Genomic DNA, 22,362 nt, shown 5'->3' on the forward strand with positions numbered 1-22,362 from the left:
GCTTTCTACTTTTTAAATTTTTCTTATCTCAATATGTCAATGAACTTTAACTTACCATTTTCATGATAGTTTCGTGGAGAATAACGGAGTCGAACCGTTGACCTCCTGCGTGCAAGGCAGGCGCTCTAGCCAGCTGAGCTAATCCCCCATTTTCTTAGTGATGAGTTATTAGTTATGAGTTATGAATTATTGCTCATAAGGCCTCAACCTCTAAAATTTCCTTTTTTAAGTTAAAAGAGTAGTCCCGGGCAGACTCGAACTGCCGACCCCTACATTATCAGTGTAGTACTCTAACCAGCTGAGCTACGAGACTCTGTTTTTACTTAATTTTCATTATTTTTTTAAATTAACAGCAAGAGTAATCGAACCTTACGATTCAGAAACTTCAAAATATCCATCTTTTATCCCCAACGTGTGTTGCCACTAACATATGGGGCTCTAGAAAGGAGGTGTTCCAGCCGCACCTTCCGGTACGGCTACCTTGTTACGACTTAGCCCTAGTTACCAGTTTTACCCTAGGCAGCTCCTTGCGGTCACCGACTTCAGGCACCCCCAGCTTCCATGGCTTGACGGGCGGTGTGTACAAGGCCCGGGAACGTATTCACCGGATCATGGCTGATATCCGATTACTAGCGATTCCAGCTTCACGGAGTCGAGTTGCAGACTCCGATCCGAACTGTGACCGGCTTTGTAGATTCGCTCCTGGTCGCCCAGTGGCTGCTCTCTGTACCGGCCATTGTAGCACGTGTGTAGCCCAAGGCGTAAGGGCCGTGATGATTTGACGTCATCCCCACCTTCCTCACAGTTTGCACTGGCAGTCTTGTTAGAGTTCCCGACATGACTCGCTGGCAACTAACAACAGGGGTTGCGCTCGTTATAGGACTTAACCTGACACCTCACGGCACGAGCTGACGACAACCATGCAGCACCTTGTAATTTGTCTTGCGAAAGATCTGTTTCCAAACCGGTCAAACTACATTTAAGCCTTGGTAAGGTTCCTCGCGTATCATCGAATTAAACCACATGCTCCACCGCTTGTGCGGGCCCCCGTCAATTCCTTTGAGTTTCAAACTTGCGTTCGTACTCCCCAGGTGGGATACTTATCACTTTCGCTTAGCCACTGAAGTTGCCCCCAACAGCTAGTATCCATCGTTTACGGCGTGGACTACCAGGGTATCTAATCCTGTTCGCTACCCACGCTTTCGTCCATCAGCGTCAATCCATTAGTAGTAACCTGCCTTCGCAATTGGTATTCCATGTAATCTCTAAGCATTTCACCGCTACACTACATATTCTAGTTACTTCCTAATAATTCAAGTCCAGCAGTATCAATGGCCGTTCCACCGTTGAGCGATGGGCTTTCACCACTGACTTACTAGACCGCCTACGGACCCTTTAAACCCAATGATTCCGGATAACGCTTGGATCCTCCGTATTACCGCGGCTGCTGGCACGGAGTTAGCCGATCCTTATTCTTACGATACCGTCAAGCTGATTCACGAATCAGTGTTTCTTCTCGTATAAAAGCAGTTTACAATCCATAGGACCGTCATCCTGCACGCGGCATGGCTGGATCAGGCTTGCGCCCATTGTCCAATATTCCTCACTGCTGCCTCCCGTAGGAGTCTGGTCCGTGTCTCAGTACCAGTGTGGGGGATCTCCCTCTCAGGACCCCTACCCATCGTTGCCATGGTAAGCCGTTACCTTACCATCTAGCTAATGGGACGCATGCTCATCTTTTACCGTTGTGACTTTAATAGTAGATTGATGCCAACTCACTATACCATGGGGTATTAATCCAAATTTCTCTGGGCTATCCCCCTGTAAAAGGTAGATTGCATACGCGTTACGCACCCGTGCGCCGGTCTCTAGCACCGAAGTGCTATACCCCTCGACTTGCATGTGTTAAGCCTGCCGCTAGCGTTCATCCTGAGCCAGGATCAAACTCTTCATCGTATATTTTAATATTATATCACGACGAATATCTATCGGTTCTTTTTCGAATCTAACGATTCCATTACTCTTATTTCTTTTGCCTTAACATCTCTGTTAAGACGGCTGTCAATTCAATATGTCTACGAACGTATCTTCTTTTTATTTTCGCTTGTGTTTCAAAGCGGGTGCAAAAGTAGTCTACTTATTTAGATTTACAAGCTTTTTTACAGAGTTTTTTGAAATTTTTTCGAAACTTTTTCCTAACACTCTGATAACAATAAATTTAGATTAGAAATAAAAAACAAAAAAACAAAACCTTTTCTTACTTTTTTAATTTTTTATTAATTTTAATCTATCAAAAAGAACTGATTTTATAGAATTGGCAACTATTAAGTATTTGATAAGTAAAATTTCAAATAACAATAATACAGAGAACTTTCTCAAAACGGATCAATACGAAATGTTGTGGGGAAATATTAAAAAACTAAATATCATAAAACAAAAAGAGGATAATCAGTTACGATTATCCTCTCGAGTGATCCCAGAAGGATTCGAACCTTCGACCTACGCATTAGAAGTGCGTTGCTCTATCCAGCTGAGCTATGGAACCATTTCTTTTTAAACTTATGGCAAAGTTTTGTCGGGGTGGCAGGATTCGAACCTGCGGCCTCCTGCTCCCAAAGCAGGCGCGATAACCGGGCTACGCTACACCCCGAGGCAAAATTAAGCGGAGAGACAGGGACTCGAACCCTGGCGACGGTTACCCGTCGACAGATTAGCAATCTGCTCCATTACCGCTCTGGCACCTCTCCATGCTCAAGGAATTGATTCCCGTTTTGCGGTTGCAAATGTAAGACAACATTCGATATCTCACAACTATTTTTGTGCTTTTTTCAATCTTTTTTTAATCTTTTTTTTAAAACACTTCACAATCAAACAAATAGAATTAACAAAAAAATCATCTAAATTTAAAATCTGCCCTATTCCATACAAAATTTGAATTTGTTCAAATAAACAGTAAATTTGCTTTACTAACTAATATTAAACAGAACATGAACAAAAGAGTTGTTATCGTTTCTGCCGTTAGAACGCCTATCGGAAGTTTCATGGGAGGTCTATCTACCGTACCCGCACCAAAATTAGGAGCCGCTGCCATAAAAGGAGCGCTCCAAAAAATTAATCTTGACCCAAAACTGGTCGATGAAGTTTTCATGGGTAATGTAATTCAGGCCGGTGTTGGTCAGGCTCCTGCCCGTCAGGCTGCACTTTTTGCAGGTTTGCCCGAAGAAGTTGCCGCTACAACAGTAAACAAAGTATGCGCTTCCGGAATGAAAGCTGTCATGTTCGCTGCTCAGGCAATTTCCTGCGGAGATGCTGAAATTGTAGTAGCCGGAGGAATGGAAAGTATGAGTTTGATTCCACATTACGTACAAATGCGTGCAGGAAACAAATTTGGTCCTGCCACAATGCTCGACGGAATGCAAAAAGATGGATTAACAGATGCTTACGATAACAACGCAATGGGAGTTTGTGCGGATTTGTGTGCCACTGAATATAAAATCACCCGTGAAGAACAAGATGCTTTCGCAATTCAGTCATACGAGAGAAGTGCAAAAGCCTGGGATGCCGGAAAATTTGACAATGAAGTTGTTCCCGTTGAAGTTCCACAAAGACGCGGTGAACCGGTTATATTTTCAAAAGACGAAGAATACACGAATGTAAAATTGGATAAAATACCTTCGTTAAGTGCCGTTTTCACAAAAGACGGAACCGTAACGGCTGCAAATGCTTCTACAATCAATGACGGAGCTGCTGCTTTAATTTTAATGTCTGAAGAAAAAGCAAATTCATTAGGTTTAAAACCGCTTGCTTACATTAAAGGCTATGCCGATGCGGCACAGGAACCAAAATGGTTTACGACAAGCCCTGCAAAAGCATTACCAAAAGCGTTGGACAAAGCCGGAATCTCAATCTCAGATGTAGATTATTTCGAATTCAACGAAGCATTTTCTGTTGTTGGCTTAGCCAATGCAAAAATCTTAAATCTCGATAATGATAAAGTAAATGTAAACGGTGGAGCAGTTTCTTTAGGCCATCCTCTGGGTGCTTCAGGAGCACGCATCATTGTTACATTACTAAATGTACTGGAACAAAACAATGCCAAAACCGGAGCTGCTGCAATATGCAACGGCGGCGGCGGAGCATCTGCCATTGTTATTGAGAGAGCTTAAATAAATATTCATATCAGGAGTTATAAATCGAATAACTCCTGATTTTTAACTTATAAATTTCCATACATGTACGGAATTTGCAATTTAGCCATAGTACCCGTTCGATCTGAAGCCAGTGACAGGAGTGAAATTGTTACACAACTTTTATTTGGAGAACATATCGAAATTTTAGAACGCAAAAATCAATGGGCACGAATCAGGATTCAGTTTGATGATTACGAAGGCTGGGTAGATTCTAAACAATATCAGGAAATTACCAAAGATCAATTTAATCAGTTAAGTAAAGAAGCCATTATCTTAAATGCCGATTTAATTGATTATATCACGGCACCGGATAATTTATTGCTTCCTATTCCGCTTGGTGCTTCATTGTCGTTTTTAAACAACAGCGAAATCAACACTTCAAATTTTGATTTCGAAGGCACCAAAACAAGTGGCATAAAACCTAAAAGCGCTCTTATAAACACCGCGTTTATGTACCTAAATGCACCTTATCTTTGGGGCGGAAAAACGCCTTTCGGTATTGATTGCTCAGGTTTTACACAAATGGTTTACAAATTAAACGGTTATAAAATTCACCGCGATGCCTCTCAGCAGGCCCTCGATGGAGAGCCTTTAAGTTTTATTGAAGAAAGTGAACCTGGAGACTTGGCTTTTTTTGATAATGAAGAAGGAAATATCATTCATGTCGGAATCATCATGGACAATAATTACATCATTCACGCAAGTGGAAAAGTCCGCATCGACCGTCTGGACCACCTTGGAATTTACAATCCTGAATTAAAGAAACATACGCACAACCTCAGAGTAATTAAGAAAATTATTTAATTTCCATTTTTCGCGTAGCAACTTCTAAAAAAGCAAAATGACTAAAATTGAATTATCAAAAACAGGCTTTCAAATTAATGGTACAACCATCGAATTCCCAATTGGCATCACAATTTTACAAGAAGCTTTAGGAAATTCCAGATACGTTAAAAAAAAATACAATCATATCTACACCTGGGACGATCAAGGCATAATGGCTTTTTCAAAAGAAGGAGACAAAGTAGAAAGTCTTGCGATTGAATTTGAAGTTAAAGAATATGATTATTGTGCAAAAAACATTTTTACCGGAGAATTTATTTTCGAAGGAGAAGAATTGTTTCACTACTACGAAAACAACAAAAAACAGCTTGTAAAACTTTTTAAAGGTGACAGAAGCGGTGCTTTTATTTTAAACGGAATTAGCGTTTGGTTTGACAAAGAAGACGGCAAAATCACAAGTTTAAGCATTTCCCCACGTGAGGAAGAAGAAAAAAAAGTTTCAGCTCCTGTTGATCCCGAATTCAAATTCTTTCAGCCACTTTGGAAAGAATGGATTTCTGAAATCAATAAAATTATTTCTGAGAACAATGATTATTACAATCTTGCAGAAGGAATTTCAGAAGAAGACATCAACAATCACTCGGTTATTGAAGATGAAATAAAAATGCCTCTTACGCTAGTAAATTTCTACAAAGTACATAATGTTGATTATGATGCTGTAACTTCAACTTTTCAGATTTTAATCAATAATTGGCCTTACGAATTAATTCCTTTTCAAGACATTGCAGAAGAATGGAATTCAATACAAGATCTACAATTTGATGAAGACGATTTACCGGAACAGGAAATTGACTTCGAAAAAATCAATACAACCAATTACGCCAATCCAAAATGGATTCCGTTTGCCACAGGAAGAAACGGCGATTATTTACTTTTTGATACCGATCCTGCTTCAAAAGGAAAATATGGACAAATCATCGAACTTCAAAACGAATCCTGGTCTAGAGATATCGTTGCAGAATCGTTAGAAGAATTAATTCAAAACGAAATCAACAACCTAAAAACCGGCAAAACCAAGCATTTTGATTTTATCATTGGTAAACAGAATTAAAGCACGCGGACAAAACAGATTCGCTTTCGCGAAGACGCAGATTTTTACGGATTTTATTTTTTATTTCTCTCACAGATTTAGCAGATAAAACAGATTTTTAAAATGCTTAATCATAATCATCTTGTCCAAATATTATAATGTCATTTTTTCGAATAATAAAGAAACAAGCAAACCAGCCAATGTGATATTCACCCCATGGCATTGTTGAAACAATTATTCTATCAGTTACATCATTCAATAATTGATCAACAAAATCTTGAATCATAGTTTTAATTTCTTGTTCAGAATAATTTATTCTTTTATAACAAGAGCCTACAATAGCTAAACTTAACAAGTTTCTTTTAAATTCTTCACTATTAATCTCAAAAAGCCCAATTTTTCTAAAACTTTCTAACGAATTAAAATCCATTGAAAACTCTGTAAAAAAAACATCGTCATTATATCTCCATTTTTTGTCTATGTCTTTATGTTTGAGTAATTCATAGATAAAATCATGAATTTGATTATTAGCTTCAATTCGAATTAATCCTCCTGTATTTTGATTTTTTACTTCGTTTATTTCTTTACTAATACTCCCTGAAAAAACTAAAGAAGATTTCGTTCCAATCCGCTTAAAAATAATTCCTTTATTAAAAGATAAACTTGAATAAACTGAATAGAATTTTGTCGATTCTAACTTTGAATTATCTAATTCTAATAAATCTAAATCGTTAATTTTCATAGTTATATTTGTAAATGGAAACAAAAAATTAGTGAAATTCGCGTAATTCGTGGCTAAAAAACTAAGCACTCAATCGAATCGTCTTCCTAAACTCAGAAGGACTATACCCCTTTTGCTTTCTAAAGAATTTATTAAAATGGCTTTCATCCGTAAAACCAAATTCATACGCAATCTCATTAATGCGTTTATCACTAAACTGCAAGCGATGTTCTATCAGTTTGGTTTTGTAATTACTGATATATTGCTGCATTGTTTCGCTCGCATGTTTCTTAAAATAACGCCCTAAATAGGTATTCGAAATTCCGAAATAATCACTGATTGATTCGGCTTTGATTTTCTCCGGATAATAAATATTGTTCTGAATGTATTGCAGAATATCCATCGCTTTAGCCTCTGTATCAATAGTAACCTGTTCCGGAAGATATTTTGCAATATTTCTGGCCACAATAATAATCAGTGTATTAACCAATTGCTGAATCAATTCCTGATTGTAAATATCCTTATCGTTTTTTTCCCGGCAAATGGCTTCAATCATCACCTTTACCAGACATTTATCAGGATCATTTTTCAAAATGCAGCCCGGCTGATGGTTTGCATTTTGCAGAATATATTCCAGCCGCTGAATATTTTCATTCTGCAGACTTGAATTTTTTAAATAAATATCATTAAACCTCAAAAAGAAAAATTTCGTTTCGGTTTCGATTGTAAAATTATGGCAATCATCAGGCGTCAATAAAAACAAATGTCCAGGGTCATAACTAAAAATATTTTTATTGATACATTGAGAACCTGTACCCTCCAAAATATAAACCAGTTCGAAAAAATTATGACGATCGCCTACATCCGGATATTCGCTCAGCGTTTCAAAGGAAACCGTAAAAGGTTCATATAAATTTTCTTTTTTCATGTAGAAATTATTTGAAGTTGCAAATATACCTAAAAAACACAAAAATATACCAATTAACAATCACAAAAACAGTATAATTTTGCTTCATCAATTTTTTAAAAAAAAAATCACCATTATGGAATATAGAAAATTAGGCAGCTCAGAACTTGAATTATCAACCATCACTTACGGTGCTTTTGCAATTGGCGGAACTATGTGGGCAGGAACAGATAAAAAAGATTCAATCGACTCTATTCACGCCTCAATCGATCACGGGGTTACCACAATCGACACCGCTCCTTTTTACGGATTCGGCTTAAGCGAAGAAATGATTGGCGAAGCTGTCAAAAGTCACGATCGTTCAAAAATTCAGTTATTGACTAAATTCGGTTTGGTTTGGGACGGAAGCAATAACGGAAAAGGCGATTACTTTTTTGATGCCGATGACAACGGTAAAAAAGTGCCGATTTACAAATATTCATCCAAACAAAATGTAATCAAAGAAATCGAAGAAAGCCTAAAACGACTTCAGACTGATTATATCGATTTACTGCAGATTCATTGGCCGGACATTACAACACCAATTTCTGAAACAATGGAAGCCGTTGAAACGCTAATTCAACAAGGAAAAATCAGAGCATTTGGCGTTAGCAATTATAATGTTGCTCAAATTCAGGAAGCACAAAAAACAGTTCAGGTTGTTTCTAACCAAGTTGCCTACAGTATGCTAAACCGTAAAATTGAAGAGGAATTAATTCCGTTTACCATCGCAGAAAACATCGGAATCATTGCTTACAGTCCAATGGAAAGAGGTTTACTGACCGGAAAATATTTCTTAGACAGCAAATTAAAAGAAAACGATCATAGAAACGGTTATTTCGGGAAATTTGACCTTCAGCAAGTCAAAACCTTAATCGAAGAATTGAGTTCTTTAGCCCATTCTAAACACGTTTCAATTTCGCAGTTAGTTTTACGCTGGACGACTTTACAAAAAGGAATTGCAATAGTTTTAGCCGGAGCCAGAAACGCAGAACAAGCCATTTCAAATGCCAAAACAATGGATTTCGATTTATCAGCTTCAGAATTGGATTTCATCAATCAGGCGATTTCAAAAGTGAAATAACACTTTAGTTAAATATTTAAACACATAAAAACATAGTTTTACTTTGCGTTCAAAGGCGTTTCACTTGCATCAATTCACATAGCTATGTGTTTGAAACTAGTTTCTTTCTACTTCCTTTTCCAGAAACAAAAAAATCTATGTCTCTATGTGTTTAAAAAAATCTCAGTCATTTATATAATCTGGGTGTGCCCCGCAGAAAAAGCGGGTCGGGCTATCCGTTACAATCTTTTGTGGCAAACCACGCCACAAAAGGATTTCCACTTCTATCCCTCACACATCCGCTTTTCAAAAGAAGTAACAATTAAAATGAAAAAGATATTTATAATCAACGGCGGACAAAAATTCGCACATTCAGGTGGACAATTCAATCAGACCGTTCAGGACTGGACAGTTGAATTTCTTTCTAAAAACAACGATTACCAAATCAAAACAACTCGGGTTGAAGACGAAATTGATCTTCAAAAAGAAGTAGAAAAATTCGTCTGGGCAGATTTAATCATTTACCATACACCGGTTTGGTGGTTTCAATTGCCAAATCTTTTCAAAAAGTACATTGACGATGTCTTCACACACGGACATAACAACGGAATCTACAAAAGCGACGGAAGAAGCCGCGTAAATCCCAACATCAATTACGGAACCGGCGGACTTTTACACGGTCGCAAATACATGCTTACCACGAGCTGGAATGCGCCTGCAACGGCTTTTACACTTCCGGGAGAATTTTTCGAAGAAACTTCTGTTGATGATGGTGTCATGTTTGGTTTTCACAAAATGAACAAATTTACAGGAATGGAAAAAGTAAACGGATTTCATTTTCATGATGTCGAAAAAGGCGCAACACCTGAAAATATTGTTATCTTTAAAGAAAATTATACCAATCATTTAAAAGAAATTCTTAAAACTTTATAATCATGATTTCAATTACTGCCATTTTCAAAGGTAAACCGGAACATAACGATCAAATACAAAAGATGATGCATCATCTGGTTACAGAAACCAGAAAAGAAGCTGCCTGTGTCCGTTACGATTTACATGCAGCCGAAAATATATTCATCATTTGGGAAGAATGGAAAGACCAGCCAGGACTTGACATACACAATTCTCAACCCTATTTAGCCGATTTTATTTCTCAAATCAGGGATCTCGTTTCAGATCCGATACAGGTTTATAAAACGAATCAGATTCTATAAGTTTTATTTGCCACGAATTCTCAAATTAATCTAAAATCTTTGCGTATAGATTTTAAAATTATAAACTCGTGGCAAATAAACTTTACTTAATTCCTCCAAAAGCTCCGAAACACATGTTTTTGTGTAAAATTTCGACTTTCGAAAAACCCACTTTCTTCATCAAATCCAATTGATAATTCATTGATCTTGGTGAATCTTCTTTCTCAATATAATCCAAAACTTTTTGTCGATACTCTACCCCACCTATTCCTTCCAAATAATCTCCATAACGCTGCCACGTGTATTCATTCAACAAATCCGTGTCTTGTGTGATCAAGTCAGAAATCATTAAACAGCCGCCCGGTTTCAATAATCTGAATAATTTAGCGAAAGTCGCCTCCCAATCCTTATCATCTCGTAAATGATGCAAAACCGCACCTGCCAAAATAATATCAAAACTATTGTCTTCTAAATCTATTTCGCGAATATCTCCTTGTATAATTTCGACTTCTCCGTTTGTTGAAGCCGAAACCCTCTCAAAAGCGCGATCTAGCATTGGCAAACTCAAATCGACCAAAGTGCAGTTTAAATTTGGTACTTTAGATAACATCATTAAAGTGTAATTTCCGGCTCCACAGCCTACATCTAAAACAATTGCAGCATTTGGAACAATCCGTTTTGAAGCTTCCGTTATTAATTCTAAAGAAATGGTGGCATCGATTGTGGCTACTTGCCCTGTTTCTAAGTTCGAAAATCGTTCGACGTCATTGTCAAATCGTTCTTTGATTTCTTCGATAGTTGATTTTTTCATGGTTTGTTTTTTAATCTCCCGCAGATTTCGCGAATCTTTTTTGCTATTATAGGATTAGGATTATTGTGATTTAGATGATTTCTCTAAATTAATACTATGCTTGATCTGCGAAAGACTTGTTATTTTTCTTTTTCAAAACTACCTCTTTCATAAATACTTTAAAAATACTATTTTTATCAATTAATAATACTTTAAAAGTATCATGGAATTACGTCACTTAAAATATTTCTTAGCTGTAGCCGAAGAACTAAATTTTACAAAAGCTGCAGAAAAACTCTTCATTTCCCAGCCGCCTTTAAGTCGCCAAATAGCTGAATTAGAAGAAGAACTTCAGGCCAAGCTCTTCATTCGAAACAATAAAAAAGTAGAATTGACCGAACCTGGAAAATATTTTAAAGAAGAAGTCACAGTACTTTTTCAGAATCTGGAACGGATTTCTGTGAAAACAAAAAAGATGGCAGAGAACGTTTCGGGCGAATTCAGAATCGCTTATATAAGTTCGATTTATTCGTCTGTTATTTCCGATTTAATAAAACATCTTAAAGCAAAGTTTCCGTATGTTAATTTCAAACTTTTCGAAATTTCAACCACCAAACAAATCGATGCTTTAGAACAAGGAAAAATCGAAATGGGAATCATCAGGTCACCCATTCATTCGCCCAAAATAAAATCACATTTGTGGTTTAAGGATGGATTTTCATTGGCTTACAATAAAAACATCTTTCAGATAAAATCAGAAAACGAGATCTTAAAACTGCAAAATGAAACATTTGTGTTTTTCAATAAAGATTATGCACCGCATTATCATGAAGTTTTATTAGAACTTTGTGCTTTTTATGGTTTTACACCGAAGATCATTCACGAAGCGAATAATATCAATTCGATCGTTCAATTAGTAAAAAATGGTTTAGGGATTTCAATTGTTCCATCCAACATTGCTAAAAATAATCAAGATTTAGAAATTGGATTCATTGAATTGAAAAAGGTAAATCTGTGTACGAATGTTTCTTTAATAACTTCAAAAGATGATCATTCTGAAATCACGCAATCAGCGGTTGATTTTTTATTGAAAGGATAAGTTTGCTACAAATTTTTACAAATTAATCTCGCAAAGACGCGAAGACGCAAAGTTTTTCTCATTTTTTTGTCATTTCGACGAAGGAGAAATCGCACACGTAACCACAAAGATTGTGGATAATTATTGTAGAATTTCTAGTGTGATTTCTCCTTCGTCGAAATGACAAACAGAGCAATTAATTATTGAAACTTCGCGCCTTCTCGTCTTTGCGAGATGTTCATCCCAAACAAAATCCATAAAATCCTTTTAATCTGTGGCACAAAATTCATAGCCATACAAAAAATTAGTTACAATTTAGTACCGAAATCCACACCATAAAAAGAGAACTTTTAAATACCTTAGCAAATTATAATTCCACTCCATAAAATCAATAAAAATGGCTGAACAATCTTCAATTCAGTGCCCAAACTGCGGAACTCCTATCGATGTAAATGATGTTTTAAAACACCAGTTAGAAGACAGCATCCGTAAAGAATTTCAGCAAAAAGCTACGATTCAAAACCGTGAATTAGAGCTTAAAAACGAGCAATTCGAAAAAGCCAAAGCCGAATTTGAAGCTAAGAAAAAACAAGAAAATGAACTTTTTGCGGAGCGTTTGGAACGTGAAAAAAAAGCAGCCGAAAAAGAAATTGGCGAAAAGCTGAAAACCAAGCTTGAAGAAGAAAACAAAGACCGTTTGTTATTGATGGAAAAAGAACTTTCTGAAAAGTCTGAAAAAATCAGGGAACTAAATAAAATGCAAGGTGAAATTGCCAAATTGCAACGCGAAAAACTGGAAATGAAAGAAGCCATCCAGGCCGAAGCCGAAAAGCAATTGAATGCACAATTGACTTTGGAACGTGAAAAAATCAGAAAACAGGAAGACGATAAAAATGAGTTAAAATTCAAAGAACTTCAGAAACAACTGGAAGAACAAAAAAAGCTGACTGAAGAAATGAAACGCAAGCAGGAACAAGGTTCCATGCAATTACAGGGTGAAGTAATGGAACTGGCAATCGAAGAATGGCTAGCCAACAACTTCCCTCTTGACAGTATTGACGAAGTCAAAAAAGGGGCAAACGGTGCCGACTGTCTTCAAATTGTAAATACTCGTGAACATCAAAACTGCGGTTCTATTTATTACGAAAGCAAACGTACCAAAGCATTTCAACCTTCATGGATTGAAAAATTCAAAAACGATATCCGAACCAAAAGAGCCAATATTGGTGTTTTAGTTACCGAAGTTATGCCAGCCGGAATGGAACGAATGGGCATGCGAGACGGCATCTGGATTTGTACTTATGACGAATTTAAAGGCTTAAGCGCTGTTCTGCGCCAATCAATAATTCAGGTGAGCCAGGCTGTTCAGGCACAGGAAAACAAAGGTGATAAAATGTCGATGTTATACGATTTTTTAACTAGCAACGAATTCCGTTTGCAGATTGAAGGAATCGTAGAAGGTTTCACCCAAATGCAGGGCGATTTAGATGCTGAAAAAAGAGCCATGCAGCGAATCTGGAAACAGCGCGAGAAGCAAATCGAAAAAGTGGTACATAACACCTTAGGAATGTACGGCTCAATTCGTGGTATTGCCGGAAATGCAGTTCAGACCGTAAGAGCTTTAGAACTCGATTTTATTGAAGACGATAATGACGATCCTAAAGAATTAGAATAATTTTTTAGGATAACTATCAGTAGCTTGTTCCAGCTGTACACTCTATCTTTATGTTCCCGATAGCCATCGGGAACATAAAAGGATGCAGTTCCCATCTGGGCTAGGCTGTCATTTCTTAAGACCTTTAAACTTTCAGAAGCATTATTTTTTCCAAATTATAGTCCAATTTTTCATGTAGAATTGTTAAGAAATTTTGATTTTTATTTTTAGGTAAAAATTCAAAATATTCGTTTTCAACACCTTAATGTTTTTTATTTACTAAAAACTTAACATTGGGAGGCTTGTTTTATAATTATCTTTACTTAACAATCAGATAACAATTTAGTTACATTGTAAAGATAATTCTCATTAAATGCACTTATAATATGGAAAACAAGACCGAAGAAACAACTACCGAGAAAATTGATTCTCCAAAAACTGAAAATATTCAGCCGGCTGCAGAAAACGAAAATTCACCGGAAATAAAAAAGCCTGTCCGAAGAGCTCCGGCTAAAGCAACTCCTGCTAAATCTGCTACAGCGGGCACAGCAAAAACTCCTGTAAAACCTACAGCAGCTGCTAAAACGGCAGCAATAAAAAAAGCTCCTGCAAAAAATATAGTATCTACAACGGAACAACCAGAAGAAATAGCTGTAGAATCTGCTGTTACTGAATCAATTCAAACTACAAACGAAGTTGCTGTTACAGAAACTTCAAAAGACAAATCCGATAAAAAGAAGAAAAAAGTGAAAGACAAAGAAAAAGACAAAGCCAAAAAGAAATTAGCGAAGAAAAAAGAGAAAGCTAAAAAAGACAAAAAGAAAGAAAAAGCGAAAAAAGCAAAACTAAAAGCGGCTGCCAAGAAAAAGGAAAAAGCTAAAAAAGCTAAGGAAAAAGCGAAAGCTAAAAAAATAGCAAAAAAGAAAGCAAAGTCTAAAAAAAAGGCAAAAGCTAAAAAGAAAAAATAATATTGAGAAAGGTTTGACTTGAATAAGTTGAACCTTTTTTTATTACCGCTCCTACTAGTCATTGCGAGGGACGAAGCAAACACACTCGAATATCCACAACAGTTGACAATGCTAATGAGATTGCTTCGTCCCTCGCAAAGACAAAACAATAAAAATTACCCCCCAATCGCAATCATACTGCGATTATCGAAGTGCAGTTTCGGATCATCCATTTCAGAAATTGTAACCATACCTGATCTGACTTCCTTTTTGCTTTTTACAGATGCTGATATCAATTCGGTAATGGATTCGCCGTTTCTGAAAGCGGTCAACAAATCGGTTTCAGAATTGGAAAAAAGACAGTTTTTAATTTTTCCGTTTGCTGTGAGGCGGATTCGGTTACAGCTGTCACAAAACGGATTCGTAATCGAACTTATGATTCCGAAATCGCCCTGAAAACCTTTAATTTTATAAGTTCTGGCCGTGAAGTTTTTCTCATCCTCCAATTTCTGAATTTTATCAGAAGTAAAACAAGTCTCAACCTTTGATAAAATTTCATTTTGTGATACCATTTTGCTCCTGTCCCACTCGTTTCCTGCAAAAGGCATAAATTCAATAAAACGGACAGAAATGGGTAATGATTCCGTTAAATTGATAAAATCGGTAATTTCATTGTCATTAAATCCTTTCATCAAAACGACATTTACTTTCACCTGAAAATCATGATTCAAAAGTAAATGCAGATTATCAATCACTTTTTCAAACTGATTTCGAAGTGTTATCGAATGAAATTTTGATGAAACCACAGTATCTAAACTCAGATTTATTTTTTTGATGTTGGCATTCTTTAAAACTTCAATATGACGGTCGATTAAAATACCGTTGGTGGTAATGGAAAGTGAAACGTCTAAGGCTGATAATTTCGAAACAATTTCAGGAAAATCTTTTCGCAACAAAGGCTCTCCGCCAGTTAATCTGATTTTATCGACACCATTTTGTACAAAGGTTTGGGCAATGGAAAAAATCTCATCCGCCGTCATTAAGCTGGCTTTAGGAGACAATGCGATTCCGTCAGCGGGCATGCAGTACGTACAACGCAGATTGCATTTCTCTAACAGCGAAATACGCAAATAGTTGTGTTTTCGCCCAAAATCATCCGTTAAAATGGTTTTAGAGGGTGTCATGATTTTTTCCTTTTAGAATATGAAAAACGTGCAGCAAATGCGGAAAAACAGCATCCATAGATTCTCTCGCTCCATTTGTTGATCCCGGCAAAGCCAAAACTATACTTTTTCCTAAAGTTCCTGCAACCGTTCTTGACAACATGGCATACGGCATTCGTTGCTGACCATAATCACGAATGGCTTCTTCTATTCCGGGAATCCTGCTTTCTAATAATGGCGAAAGTGCTTCGGGCGTTACATCCCTTGGCGATAATCCTGTTCCTCCCGTAAAAATTACTAATTGGTTTTCTTTAGCGAAAGCTTTTGTTCGCTCCTGAATCATATCAATTTCATCCGGAATAATCTCGTAATGCGCTGTTTCCACACCACAAGCGTTTAATTTCTCTACAATAATTTTACCTGAACGATCTTCTTTATCTCCTGCAAAAATCGAATCGGAACAAACAAAAACTGCAGCTTTAATTGTATTCGGAAATTTATTTTTGAAAGACGATTTACCGCCTTCTTTGTTGATTAATTTAATAGTCGAAATTTCGATTTCCTTATCAATTGGTTTCAGCATATCGTACATTGTTAGTGCTACAATTGACGCGCCGTGCATAGCCTCTACCTCTACTCCAGTTTTGTAAACGGTTTTTACTTTGAAAATAATATGAATTTCTAAATTTTCAATTTTATATTCTACTGAAGTAAATTCAATTGGCAATGGGTGGCAATCCGGAATTGATAAGTGTGTATTCTTAACTGCAAACAAGCCAGCCGTTTTAGCCATTTCCAGCACATTACCTTTCGGCACCAGATTATTGACAACTGCATCAATTGTTTCCTGTTTGCTTACTTTGACAATTGCTGTGGCTGTTGCGACTCTTAATGTGCTTATTTTATGCGTAATATCTACCATTGCTTATTTTTAGGTATTTTGTTTCCAGGTGAAAGTATCGTTTTCAAACATTTCTTTGCCAAAAATCGGCACATCGGTTTTAATCCAGTTAACGATAGCTTCTGTGGCTTCGTAGACTTGTTTCCTGCGTGTTGCAGATACAAATACAAACAAACAGATTTCGCCTGCTTTTACTACGCCTAAACTGTGATAAATATGCATACAGGTCAGGTCGAATTTGGCAAATGCTTTTTCGCGGATGGTGTGTAAAGCTTCGTTCGCCATATCGGTATAAGCGGAATAATCAATCGCAACAACCGTATTATCATGGATTACATCGGCACGAACTTGCCCCAGAAAGATATTATGTGCACCAATCGTATGTTTTGATTGATGTTTGGCTATTGAATCAGCAATAAATACCGGCGAAATTGGTCCTTCTACAAATACATTTTTACTCATTTTTTTTATTTTTTTAAGCCACAGATTATATAGCTTAATTGTTTTTACCACAAATTACACAAATTTTCACAAAATTAATTTCATGTAGAAAGGTTAGCGACATTCTGTGCGGAGTTACTTGCGAAGATTCTTCGTTCCTCAGAATGACAAACAATACGGATAACTACAGCTTTTAATCGTTGACTATATTTTTATTTCTTTAGTTAATAATTGTTTTAGTGCCAAAACTCCACCAACAACATTTTTTACATTTTTAAACTGATGTTTCTGAAGCAATTCAACCGCCATTTTACTCCTGATTCCGGATTGACAATAAACGTAAATAGTCTGGGTTGAATTTAACTTTTCTAATTCATTTTCTAAATTCATTAACGGAATCTGGATTTCATTTTTGAAATTAATTTTCGGAAGTTCATCTGCATTTCGAACATCTAAAAAAAGAATTTTCTCAGAATCCATTTCTTCCAAAACAGCTTCAGCATCTATTTCATTTTCAGTATTTTCAAAGATCATATATTTTTCTTCGAAAGCAATTTTGTCAATCAAAAAGGAACTGTTTTTTTCAAAATCATATTTCTGCTGCTCGTTATTCAGAATATTATAAACCAATATTTTACCACTTAGCACTTCTCCATTACCCAGAATAATTTTTATTACTTCATTAGCCTGCAGCAGACCTATAATTCCAACTGAAATTCCGATAACTCCCGCCTCAATACAATTTACAGACGAACTGTTTTCATCCGGATACAAACATCTGTACGTTGGGCCATTTCGATAATTAAAAACCGAAACCTGTCCCTGAAACCTGAAAATTGATCCGTAAACCATTGGTTTATTTGTTATCAGACAGGCATCATTTATGAGGTATTTTACTTGAAGATTATCTGTTGCGTCAACAATAATATCATATTTTTCGAATAAAGCAATGGCATTTTTCCCTGAAAGTTTTTCAGCAACAGCGTTTACTTTTACATCGGGATTCAATTCTGCAGCCATTGCTTTGGCTTCTTCAACCTTATATTTTCCAACCGATGAACTTTTATAAATCACCTGGCGCTGTAAATTTGAAACTTCGACTACGTCATCATCTACAATTCCTATTTCGCCAACTCCTGCAGCTGCTAAATATGGCAATATCGCAGCACCCAAACCTCCTGCCCCAATAATTAAAACTTTGGATTTTAATAATTTGTACTGGCCATTTTCTCCAATTTCAGGAAGAATGATTTGTCGGTTATAACGGGAAGATGCATTCATAAATTATAAATTATCCTCCGGCAAAAGGAGGCAGTAAAGCGACAATATCACTTGTCTTTAAAGCATAATCGGTTGTTTTTGAAACTATCTTCTGATTGACGGCAACGCTGAAAGAAAGCGATTCGAAACGGTATTTTTCTTCTAAATCCTGCAATAAATCCTGCAGGGAAATATTCGAAGAAATTACATTTTCGAATGAACATTGTGTTTTTTCGGCGACAGCTCCAAAATACTTAACTTCAATCATTATTATAGATTTAAATTCTGAAATATAAATTCATCTTCAAAATGTTCCTGAAAATAAGAAGTCAGTTTTGAAGTATTTTTTACCACTTCACCAATCACAATAATGGCTGGTGATGAAATATTTTTTTCGGCAACTAATTTAGTAATTGAGCTAATGTTTCCCTCCACTTTTTGTTCCGAATTTTTAGTTCCGTTTTGAATAATCGCAATTGGCAGATCATCGGTACGATTGGTTTTATAAATGTCAACGATTTCATTTAATTTATGCATCCCCATCAAAATAACCACCGTCGCAGCCGATTTGGATGCTAAATATACATCTTTTGATAATTCATGGCTGGAAGTTGTACCTGTAATCACCCAGAAACTTTCAGCAACTTTTCGTTGTGTAAGACTGATTCCCACTGAAGCCGGAACACCTAATGCTGATGAAATCCCGGGAACAACAGCTGTTTCTAATCCGAACTTTTCTGAATATTCGATTTCTTCACTTCCACGCCCAAAAATAAACGGATCTCCGCCTTTCAAACGTACCACATGTCCGTAACGGTTTGCCATTGACACAATCAACTCGTTAATCTGATCCTGTGTATAAGCATGACATCCTAAACGCTTGCCTACAAAAACGATCTCTGCTTTTGTTGCATATTGCAATAATTCTTCATTTACTAAAGCATCATACAAAACTACGTCGGCATTTTCTAACGCTTTTATTGCTTTCAGCGTAATCAATTCAACATCTCCCGGGCCTGCGCCTACTACTGTTAACTTTGGTGTTCTTGAGTTTTGCATAATCTATTAACTTAAATTGATATTCAGGTCGTTTAATTCGTCAGCCGAATTAATATTCGTTAAAGGAAAGTTTTCACTTTCTTCTATTTTTATAATCTGATGTGGCACTTTCGATAGAAAATCCATCATTTTCAGTTCATTTTCATTAATCGCTTCTTTTATAATTGGAAGTAACTTTTTAGAATAAATTCCGATTAACGGATGTATCCTGCTTTCTGTGGCAAAAATGGTAATCTGAGCTTCCTGATTGTGTTTTGCAATTAATTCAGCCAGCAAATCTGAAGAAATCAACGGAATGTCACAACTCAGAATCAGGTTAAATTCGGTTTCAGAATTTGTCAATGCCGTGTAAATTCCGCCCAAAGGCCCTTTATCTTTAACTATATCAGCCGACTTTTGATAGGGTAAATAATCATATTCCTTAGTATTTGTTATTAACTGAATATTTTCAGTAACAGCCAAAATCGCCTGAATAATATGTTCTATAAATGGTTTTTCCTGAAACAAAACCAATCCTTTCTCTGACTTCATTCGGGAGCTTTTTCCTCCGCAAAGAATAAATACTGTTAGTGTTTTCATATCAGATTATTTATTGGTTTTACATACAATTACGGAAAAATCAATTTTACACTTGCCATTAAAATCACAGTTCCTAAAACTATTTTTAAGGTTTTGTTCGAAAAATAACCGCTTCCGTAAAATCCGCCTAACATTCCTCCTATTACTGCAATTGGAACCAGATAAAAACTTTCTATCGGAATAATTTTCCCTCCCAAAAGGAATCCTAACATTCCGGCAAATGAATTGACAAATATAAACAGACTCGAAATAGCTGCCGATTCTTTTACCGAAGCCCATCCTAAGAACAATAAAATCGGGCTTAAAATAATTCCACCACCAATTCCTAACATCCCTGACAACAATCCGATTACAAATCCGATTGCCAAAGCAAAAGGCAATTTGATCTGAACCGCTTCTTTTTCTTTAAAATTGAATATTCCGAACAATCTCAGTGCGGCAAATACTAATACGACTCCTAAAATAATTTTATAAATCGTGTTATCCAAAGTAACAAATCCGCCAATAAATGCTGCCGGAACAGAAGCTATTGCAAATGGATAAAACAGTTTCGGTTTGAAATAATTCATTCTGTAATAAAAGAGAAACGAAATACTTGAAACAAACAAATTCAATAACAATGCCGATGGTTTCATAATAGCCACCGGGAAAGCGAAAATGGTCATTAACGCCAAATAACCTGATGCCCCGCCATGACCTACACTTGAGTATAGAAACGCAATCACAATCAATGCGAAGCTGAACAGGATCATATTTTCGGAAGTAAGTAATTGCATTTTTATTGTTTATTGTTTATTGTTTATTGTTTATTGTTTATTGTTTATTCTAATATTTTTAGACTTATTTCCAGATTCCGTATGTTTTTATTTATACACTGCGTTTCAACATTTTATACTAAAATCTATATTCTTTACTCTTTTTTCTATTTTCTAAAATTCTTTAATCAATCGGCAACAAAGTCACAAATTGTTCTTTTTCAATTATTTCTACATCATCCGGAACAATCAATAAGCTGTTTGCTGTTGCAAAAGTATTGAGCATTGCCGAACTCTGACCGTCTAAAACTGTTACATGAGTTTCATCATACAACGCTTTTAAGAACAATGTTTTTCCCGAAGTATTTTTAATATCCGCATTTAATTTTCGGATTACTTTCGGTAGATGAATATCTGAAAATCCCATTCGGTTTCGGATTGCCGGATACACATAAACATAAAAATTAGTCAGTGATGAAGCCGGATTTCCGGGTAAAGCAAAAACCAAAGTTTCATTTTTAGAACCGAAAAACATCGGTTTGCCTGGCTTCTGATTGATTTTATAAAAAAGTTCCTTAACTCCGTTTTTAAGTAATGCTTCTTTTACAAAATCATAATCCCCAACTGAAATTCCACCGGAAATTAAAACCACATCGTATTTTTCCAATATCTCTTTTAAAGCTTTTCTAGTCGCTTTAAGATTGTCTTTTACTTTAAAAACCTTTGTTTTCTTTATACCAATTGTTTGAAGCGCTGCCTGTAACATCACCGAATTACTTTCGTAAATTTTTCCTTTTGGCAATTTTTTCCCCGGCTTTACCAGTTCGTTACCGGTAACCAAAATAGCCACTTTAGGCTTTTTGTAAACCATGATTTCTGTAATTCCCAAACACGCCAGAAAACCAATTGCTGCCGGTGTAATTAAAGTATTGGCTTCAAAAACAACTTCTTGTTTATTAATCTGCTCTCCTTTTGCACGAACATTAGCCAGTTTTTCCGGCATTTTAGCAATCAAAATCGAATTTTCGTTTGCCATTACGTGCTCCTGCATCACAACAGTATCCGCATCATCAGGAACAAAAGCTCCGGTAAAAATTCGGATTGCTTCATTTTCTTTAAGTTTTACATTAGAATGATCACCCGCTTGTGAAGTACTTACAACATCATATTGATGTTTTATGCTGTGTCTGAAAGCATAACCATCCATTGCTGACTGGCGAAACGGCGGCATTGCAATTGGCGAATAAACCGTTTCTGCCAAAACATATCCTAATGCTTTTCTCACTGCTATTTTTTGCAATGGCATTTTTGAACTGTTTTCAGCTACAATCGTTAAGGCTTCATTTACTTGTATCATTTTATAAAATATAAAACTAAGTATAAATACTTATTGCAAATATAAGTATTTTTTAGTAGTATGATTAAAAAATTTAATTTATTTTTTTGCCCATAAAATTACTCTAATTTATTTAGAATCCATGGGTTAAATTGAATCTAGTTTTGCTCCTGAAATTATGTTAATTCAGTTTGAACAGATGTTATTCAGTATTCTTTCAATCTTATCGAATATTAAAATTGATAAAAATTGAGAATAAATTAAGTATAAAATACTACATTTTCATTATCATCTGAAAAGTTTTTTAACATTCTCAGAGACAGCAACAAAAAAATAAAATACTAATAATCAATATCTTAAAAATAAAAACATCTGTAAATTTGAATACATTTAGTTATTATTTAAAAAAAATG

Annotated in this window: 21 protein-coding genes, 5 tRNA genes and 1 rRNA gene; 9 read left to right on the forward strand and 18 right to left on the reverse strand. The window is 35.9% G+C overall.

All coding sequences use genetic code 11. The features are described 5' to 3' along the window. Positions 1-74: 74 nt before the first annotated feature. The 6 genes from OZP09_RS04430 to OZP09_RS04455 all read right to left on the reverse strand — a co-directional run bounded on the left by OZP09_RS04430 (position 75) and on the right by OZP09_RS04455 (position 2,747). Positions 75-148 (reverse strand) — tRNA-Ala (locus OZP09_RS04430). Between the two features lie 91 nt (positions 149-239). Further along, positions 240-313: transfer RNA gene (locus OZP09_RS04435), tRNA-Ile, on the reverse strand. A gap of 129 nt (positions 314-442) precedes the next feature. Continuing rightward, positions 443-1,956, reverse strand: a 16S ribosomal RNA gene (locus OZP09_RS04440). A 515-nt stretch (positions 1,957-2,471) separates the two neighbouring features. After that, positions 2,472-2,545 (reverse strand) — tRNA-Arg (locus OZP09_RS04445). Between the two features lie 30 nt (positions 2,546-2,575). Continuing rightward, positions 2,576-2,650: transfer RNA gene (locus OZP09_RS04450), tRNA-Pro, on the reverse strand. A 13-nt stretch (positions 2,651-2,663) separates the two neighbouring features. Continuing rightward, positions 2,664-2,747 (reverse strand) — tRNA-Ser (locus OZP09_RS04455). A 240-nt stretch (positions 2,748-2,987) separates the two neighbouring features. Here OZP09_RS04455 and OZP09_RS04460 point away from each other — a divergent pair. The 3 genes from OZP09_RS04460 to OZP09_RS04470 all read left to right on the forward strand — a co-directional run bounded on the left by OZP09_RS04460 (position 2,988) and on the right by OZP09_RS04470 (position 6,084). Next, positions 2,988-4,166 carry an acetyl-CoA C-acyltransferase gene (locus OZP09_RS04460; protein ID WP_269236721.1) on the forward strand — a complete coding sequence of 393 codons (1,179 nt, stop codon included), beginning with the start codon at positions 2,988-2,990 and terminating at the stop codon, positions 4,164-4,166. Between the two features lie 66 nt (positions 4,167-4,232). Continuing rightward, positions 4,233-4,994, forward strand: a complete 762-nt coding sequence (locus OZP09_RS04465) for a C40 family peptidase (protein ID WP_269236722.1) — start codon at positions 4,233-4,235, stop codon at positions 4,992-4,994. A gap of 37 nt (positions 4,995-5,031) precedes the next feature. Then, positions 5,032-6,084: an SMI1/KNR4 family protein gene (locus OZP09_RS04470; protein WP_281310363.1), complete on the forward strand. Its 1,053-nt coding sequence runs from the start codon at positions 5,032-5,034 to the stop codon at positions 6,082-6,084. Positions 6,085-6,190: 106 nt separating this feature from the next. Here the strand turns inward: OZP09_RS04470 and OZP09_RS04475 are convergent, their stop codons facing one another. Together OZP09_RS04475 and OZP09_RS04480 are read right to left on the reverse strand one after the other, a co-directional pair. Further along, positions 6,191-6,805, reverse strand: coding sequence for a hypothetical protein (locus OZP09_RS04475; protein WP_269236726.1), 615 nt, complete (start codon positions 6,803-6,805; stop codon positions 6,191-6,193). Positions 6,806-6,866: 61 nt separating this feature from the next. Then, positions 6,867-7,712: an AraC family transcriptional regulator gene (locus tag OZP09_RS04480; protein ID WP_281310364.1), complete on the reverse strand. Its 846-nt coding sequence runs from the start codon at positions 7,710-7,712 to the stop codon at positions 6,867-6,869. A gap of 115 nt (positions 7,713-7,827) precedes the next feature. Between OZP09_RS04480 and OZP09_RS04485 the strand changes: the two genes are divergently transcribed. The 3 genes from OZP09_RS04485 to OZP09_RS04495 all read left to right on the forward strand — a co-directional run bounded on the left by OZP09_RS04485 (position 7,828) and on the right by OZP09_RS04495 (position 10,007). Beyond that, positions 7,828-8,814 (forward strand): aldo/keto reductase, encoded by a 987-nt coding sequence (locus OZP09_RS04485; RefSeq protein ID WP_269236728.1) that lies wholly within the window; start codon positions 7,828-7,830, stop codon positions 8,812-8,814. Between the two features lie 306 nt (positions 8,815-9,120). Beyond that, the gene (locus tag OZP09_RS04490) at positions 9,121-9,726 is read left to right on the forward strand and encodes an NAD(P)H-dependent oxidoreductase (RefSeq protein ID WP_269236729.1); all 606 of its coding nucleotides are present in this window, start codon (positions 9,121-9,123) and stop codon (positions 9,724-9,726) included. A gap of 2 nt (positions 9,727-9,728) precedes the next feature. Continuing rightward, positions 9,729-10,007 (forward strand): putative quinol monooxygenase, encoded by a 279-nt coding sequence (locus OZP09_RS04495; protein ID WP_269236730.1) that lies wholly within the window; start codon positions 9,729-9,731, stop codon positions 10,005-10,007. 82 nt (positions 10,008-10,089) lie between these two features. Here the strand turns inward: OZP09_RS04495 and OZP09_RS04500 are convergent, their stop codons facing one another. Next, positions 10,090-10,797, reverse strand: coding sequence for a class I SAM-dependent methyltransferase (locus OZP09_RS04500; protein WP_269236731.1), 708 nt, complete (start codon positions 10,795-10,797; stop codon positions 10,090-10,092). Positions 10,798-10,999: 202 nt separating this feature from the next. Here OZP09_RS04500 and OZP09_RS04505 point away from each other — a divergent pair, with 202 nt between their 5' ends. The 3 genes from OZP09_RS04505 to OZP09_RS04515 all read left to right on the forward strand — a co-directional run bounded on the left by OZP09_RS04505 (position 11,000) and on the right by OZP09_RS04515 (position 14,476). Then, positions 11,000-11,875 carry a LysR family transcriptional regulator gene (locus OZP09_RS04505; RefSeq protein ID WP_269236732.1) on the forward strand — a complete coding sequence of 292 codons (876 nt, stop codon included), beginning with the start codon at positions 11,000-11,002 and terminating at the stop codon, positions 11,873-11,875. Between the two features lie 376 nt (positions 11,876-12,251). Further along, positions 12,252-13,529 carry a DUF2130 domain-containing protein gene (locus tag OZP09_RS04510; RefSeq protein ID WP_269236733.1) on the forward strand — a complete coding sequence of 426 codons (1,278 nt, stop codon included), beginning with the start codon at positions 12,252-12,254 and terminating at the stop codon, positions 13,527-13,529. Positions 13,530-13,894: 365 nt separating this feature from the next. Then, positions 13,895-14,476, forward strand: coding sequence for a hypothetical protein (locus OZP09_RS04515; protein ID WP_269236734.1), 582 nt, complete (start codon positions 13,895-13,897; stop codon positions 14,474-14,476). 155 nt (positions 14,477-14,631) lie between these two features. On the opposite strand, the gene moaA is transcribed toward OZP09_RS04515, so the two are convergent. The 9 genes from moaA to OZP09_RS04560 form a co-directional block, all read right to left on the reverse strand. Next, positions 14,632-15,639, reverse strand: a complete 1,008-nt coding sequence (gene moaA / locus OZP09_RS04520) for a GTP 3',8-cyclase MoaA (RefSeq protein ID WP_269236735.1) — start codon at positions 15,637-15,639, stop codon at positions 14,632-14,634. Next, positions 15,626-16,540, reverse strand: coding sequence for a bifunctional molybdenum cofactor biosynthesis protein MoaC/MoaB (gene moaCB, locus OZP09_RS04525; RefSeq protein WP_269236736.1), 915 nt, complete (start codon positions 16,538-16,540; stop codon positions 15,626-15,628). Before moaCB ends, moaA begins: the two co-directional genes overlap by 14 nt. A gap of 9 nt (positions 16,541-16,549) precedes the next feature. Next, complete coding sequence (locus OZP09_RS04530; protein ID WP_281310365.1) at positions 16,550-16,981, reverse strand: molybdenum cofactor biosynthesis protein MoaE; 432 nt, start codon at positions 16,979-16,981, stop codon at positions 16,550-16,552. A gap of 183 nt (positions 16,982-17,164) precedes the next feature. Continuing rightward, entirely contained in the window at positions 17,165-18,241 is a 1,077-nt protein-coding gene (gene moeB / locus OZP09_RS04535) for a HesA/MoeB/ThiF family protein (protein ID WP_269236738.1), read from the reverse strand. 10 nt (positions 18,242-18,251) lie between these two features. Continuing rightward, a complete protein-coding gene (locus tag OZP09_RS04540) occupies positions 18,252-18,488 on the reverse strand; it encodes a MoaD/ThiS family protein (RefSeq protein WP_269236739.1) in 237 nt (78 codons plus the stop codon). A gap of 2 nt (positions 18,489-18,490) precedes the next feature. Then, positions 18,491-19,279, reverse strand: a complete 789-nt coding sequence (gene cobA / locus OZP09_RS04545) for a uroporphyrinogen-III C-methyltransferase (RefSeq protein WP_281310366.1) — start codon at positions 19,277-19,279, stop codon at positions 18,491-18,493. Positions 19,280-19,285: 6 nt separating this feature from the next. Further along, positions 19,286-19,858, reverse strand: coding sequence for a molybdenum cofactor guanylyltransferase (locus tag OZP09_RS04550; RefSeq protein ID WP_269236740.1), 573 nt, complete (start codon positions 19,856-19,858; stop codon positions 19,286-19,288). 29 nt (positions 19,859-19,887) lie between these two features. Continuing rightward, positions 19,888-20,634: a sulfite exporter TauE/SafE family protein gene (locus tag OZP09_RS04555; RefSeq protein WP_281310367.1), complete on the reverse strand. Its 747-nt coding sequence runs from the start codon at positions 20,632-20,634 to the stop codon at positions 19,888-19,890. Between the two features lie 163 nt (positions 20,635-20,797). Further along, a complete protein-coding gene (locus tag OZP09_RS04560; protein ID WP_281310368.1) occupies positions 20,798-21,970 on the reverse strand; it encodes a molybdopterin molybdotransferase MoeA in 1,173 nt (390 codons plus the stop codon). Between the last annotated feature and the right edge of the window lie 392 nt (positions 21,971-22,362).

The organism is Flavobacterium flavigenum (assembly GCF_027111255.2).
In the GTDB taxonomy this organism is placed as follows: domain Bacteria; phylum Bacteroidota; class Bacteroidia; order Flavobacteriales; family Flavobacteriaceae; genus Flavobacterium; species Flavobacterium flavigenum.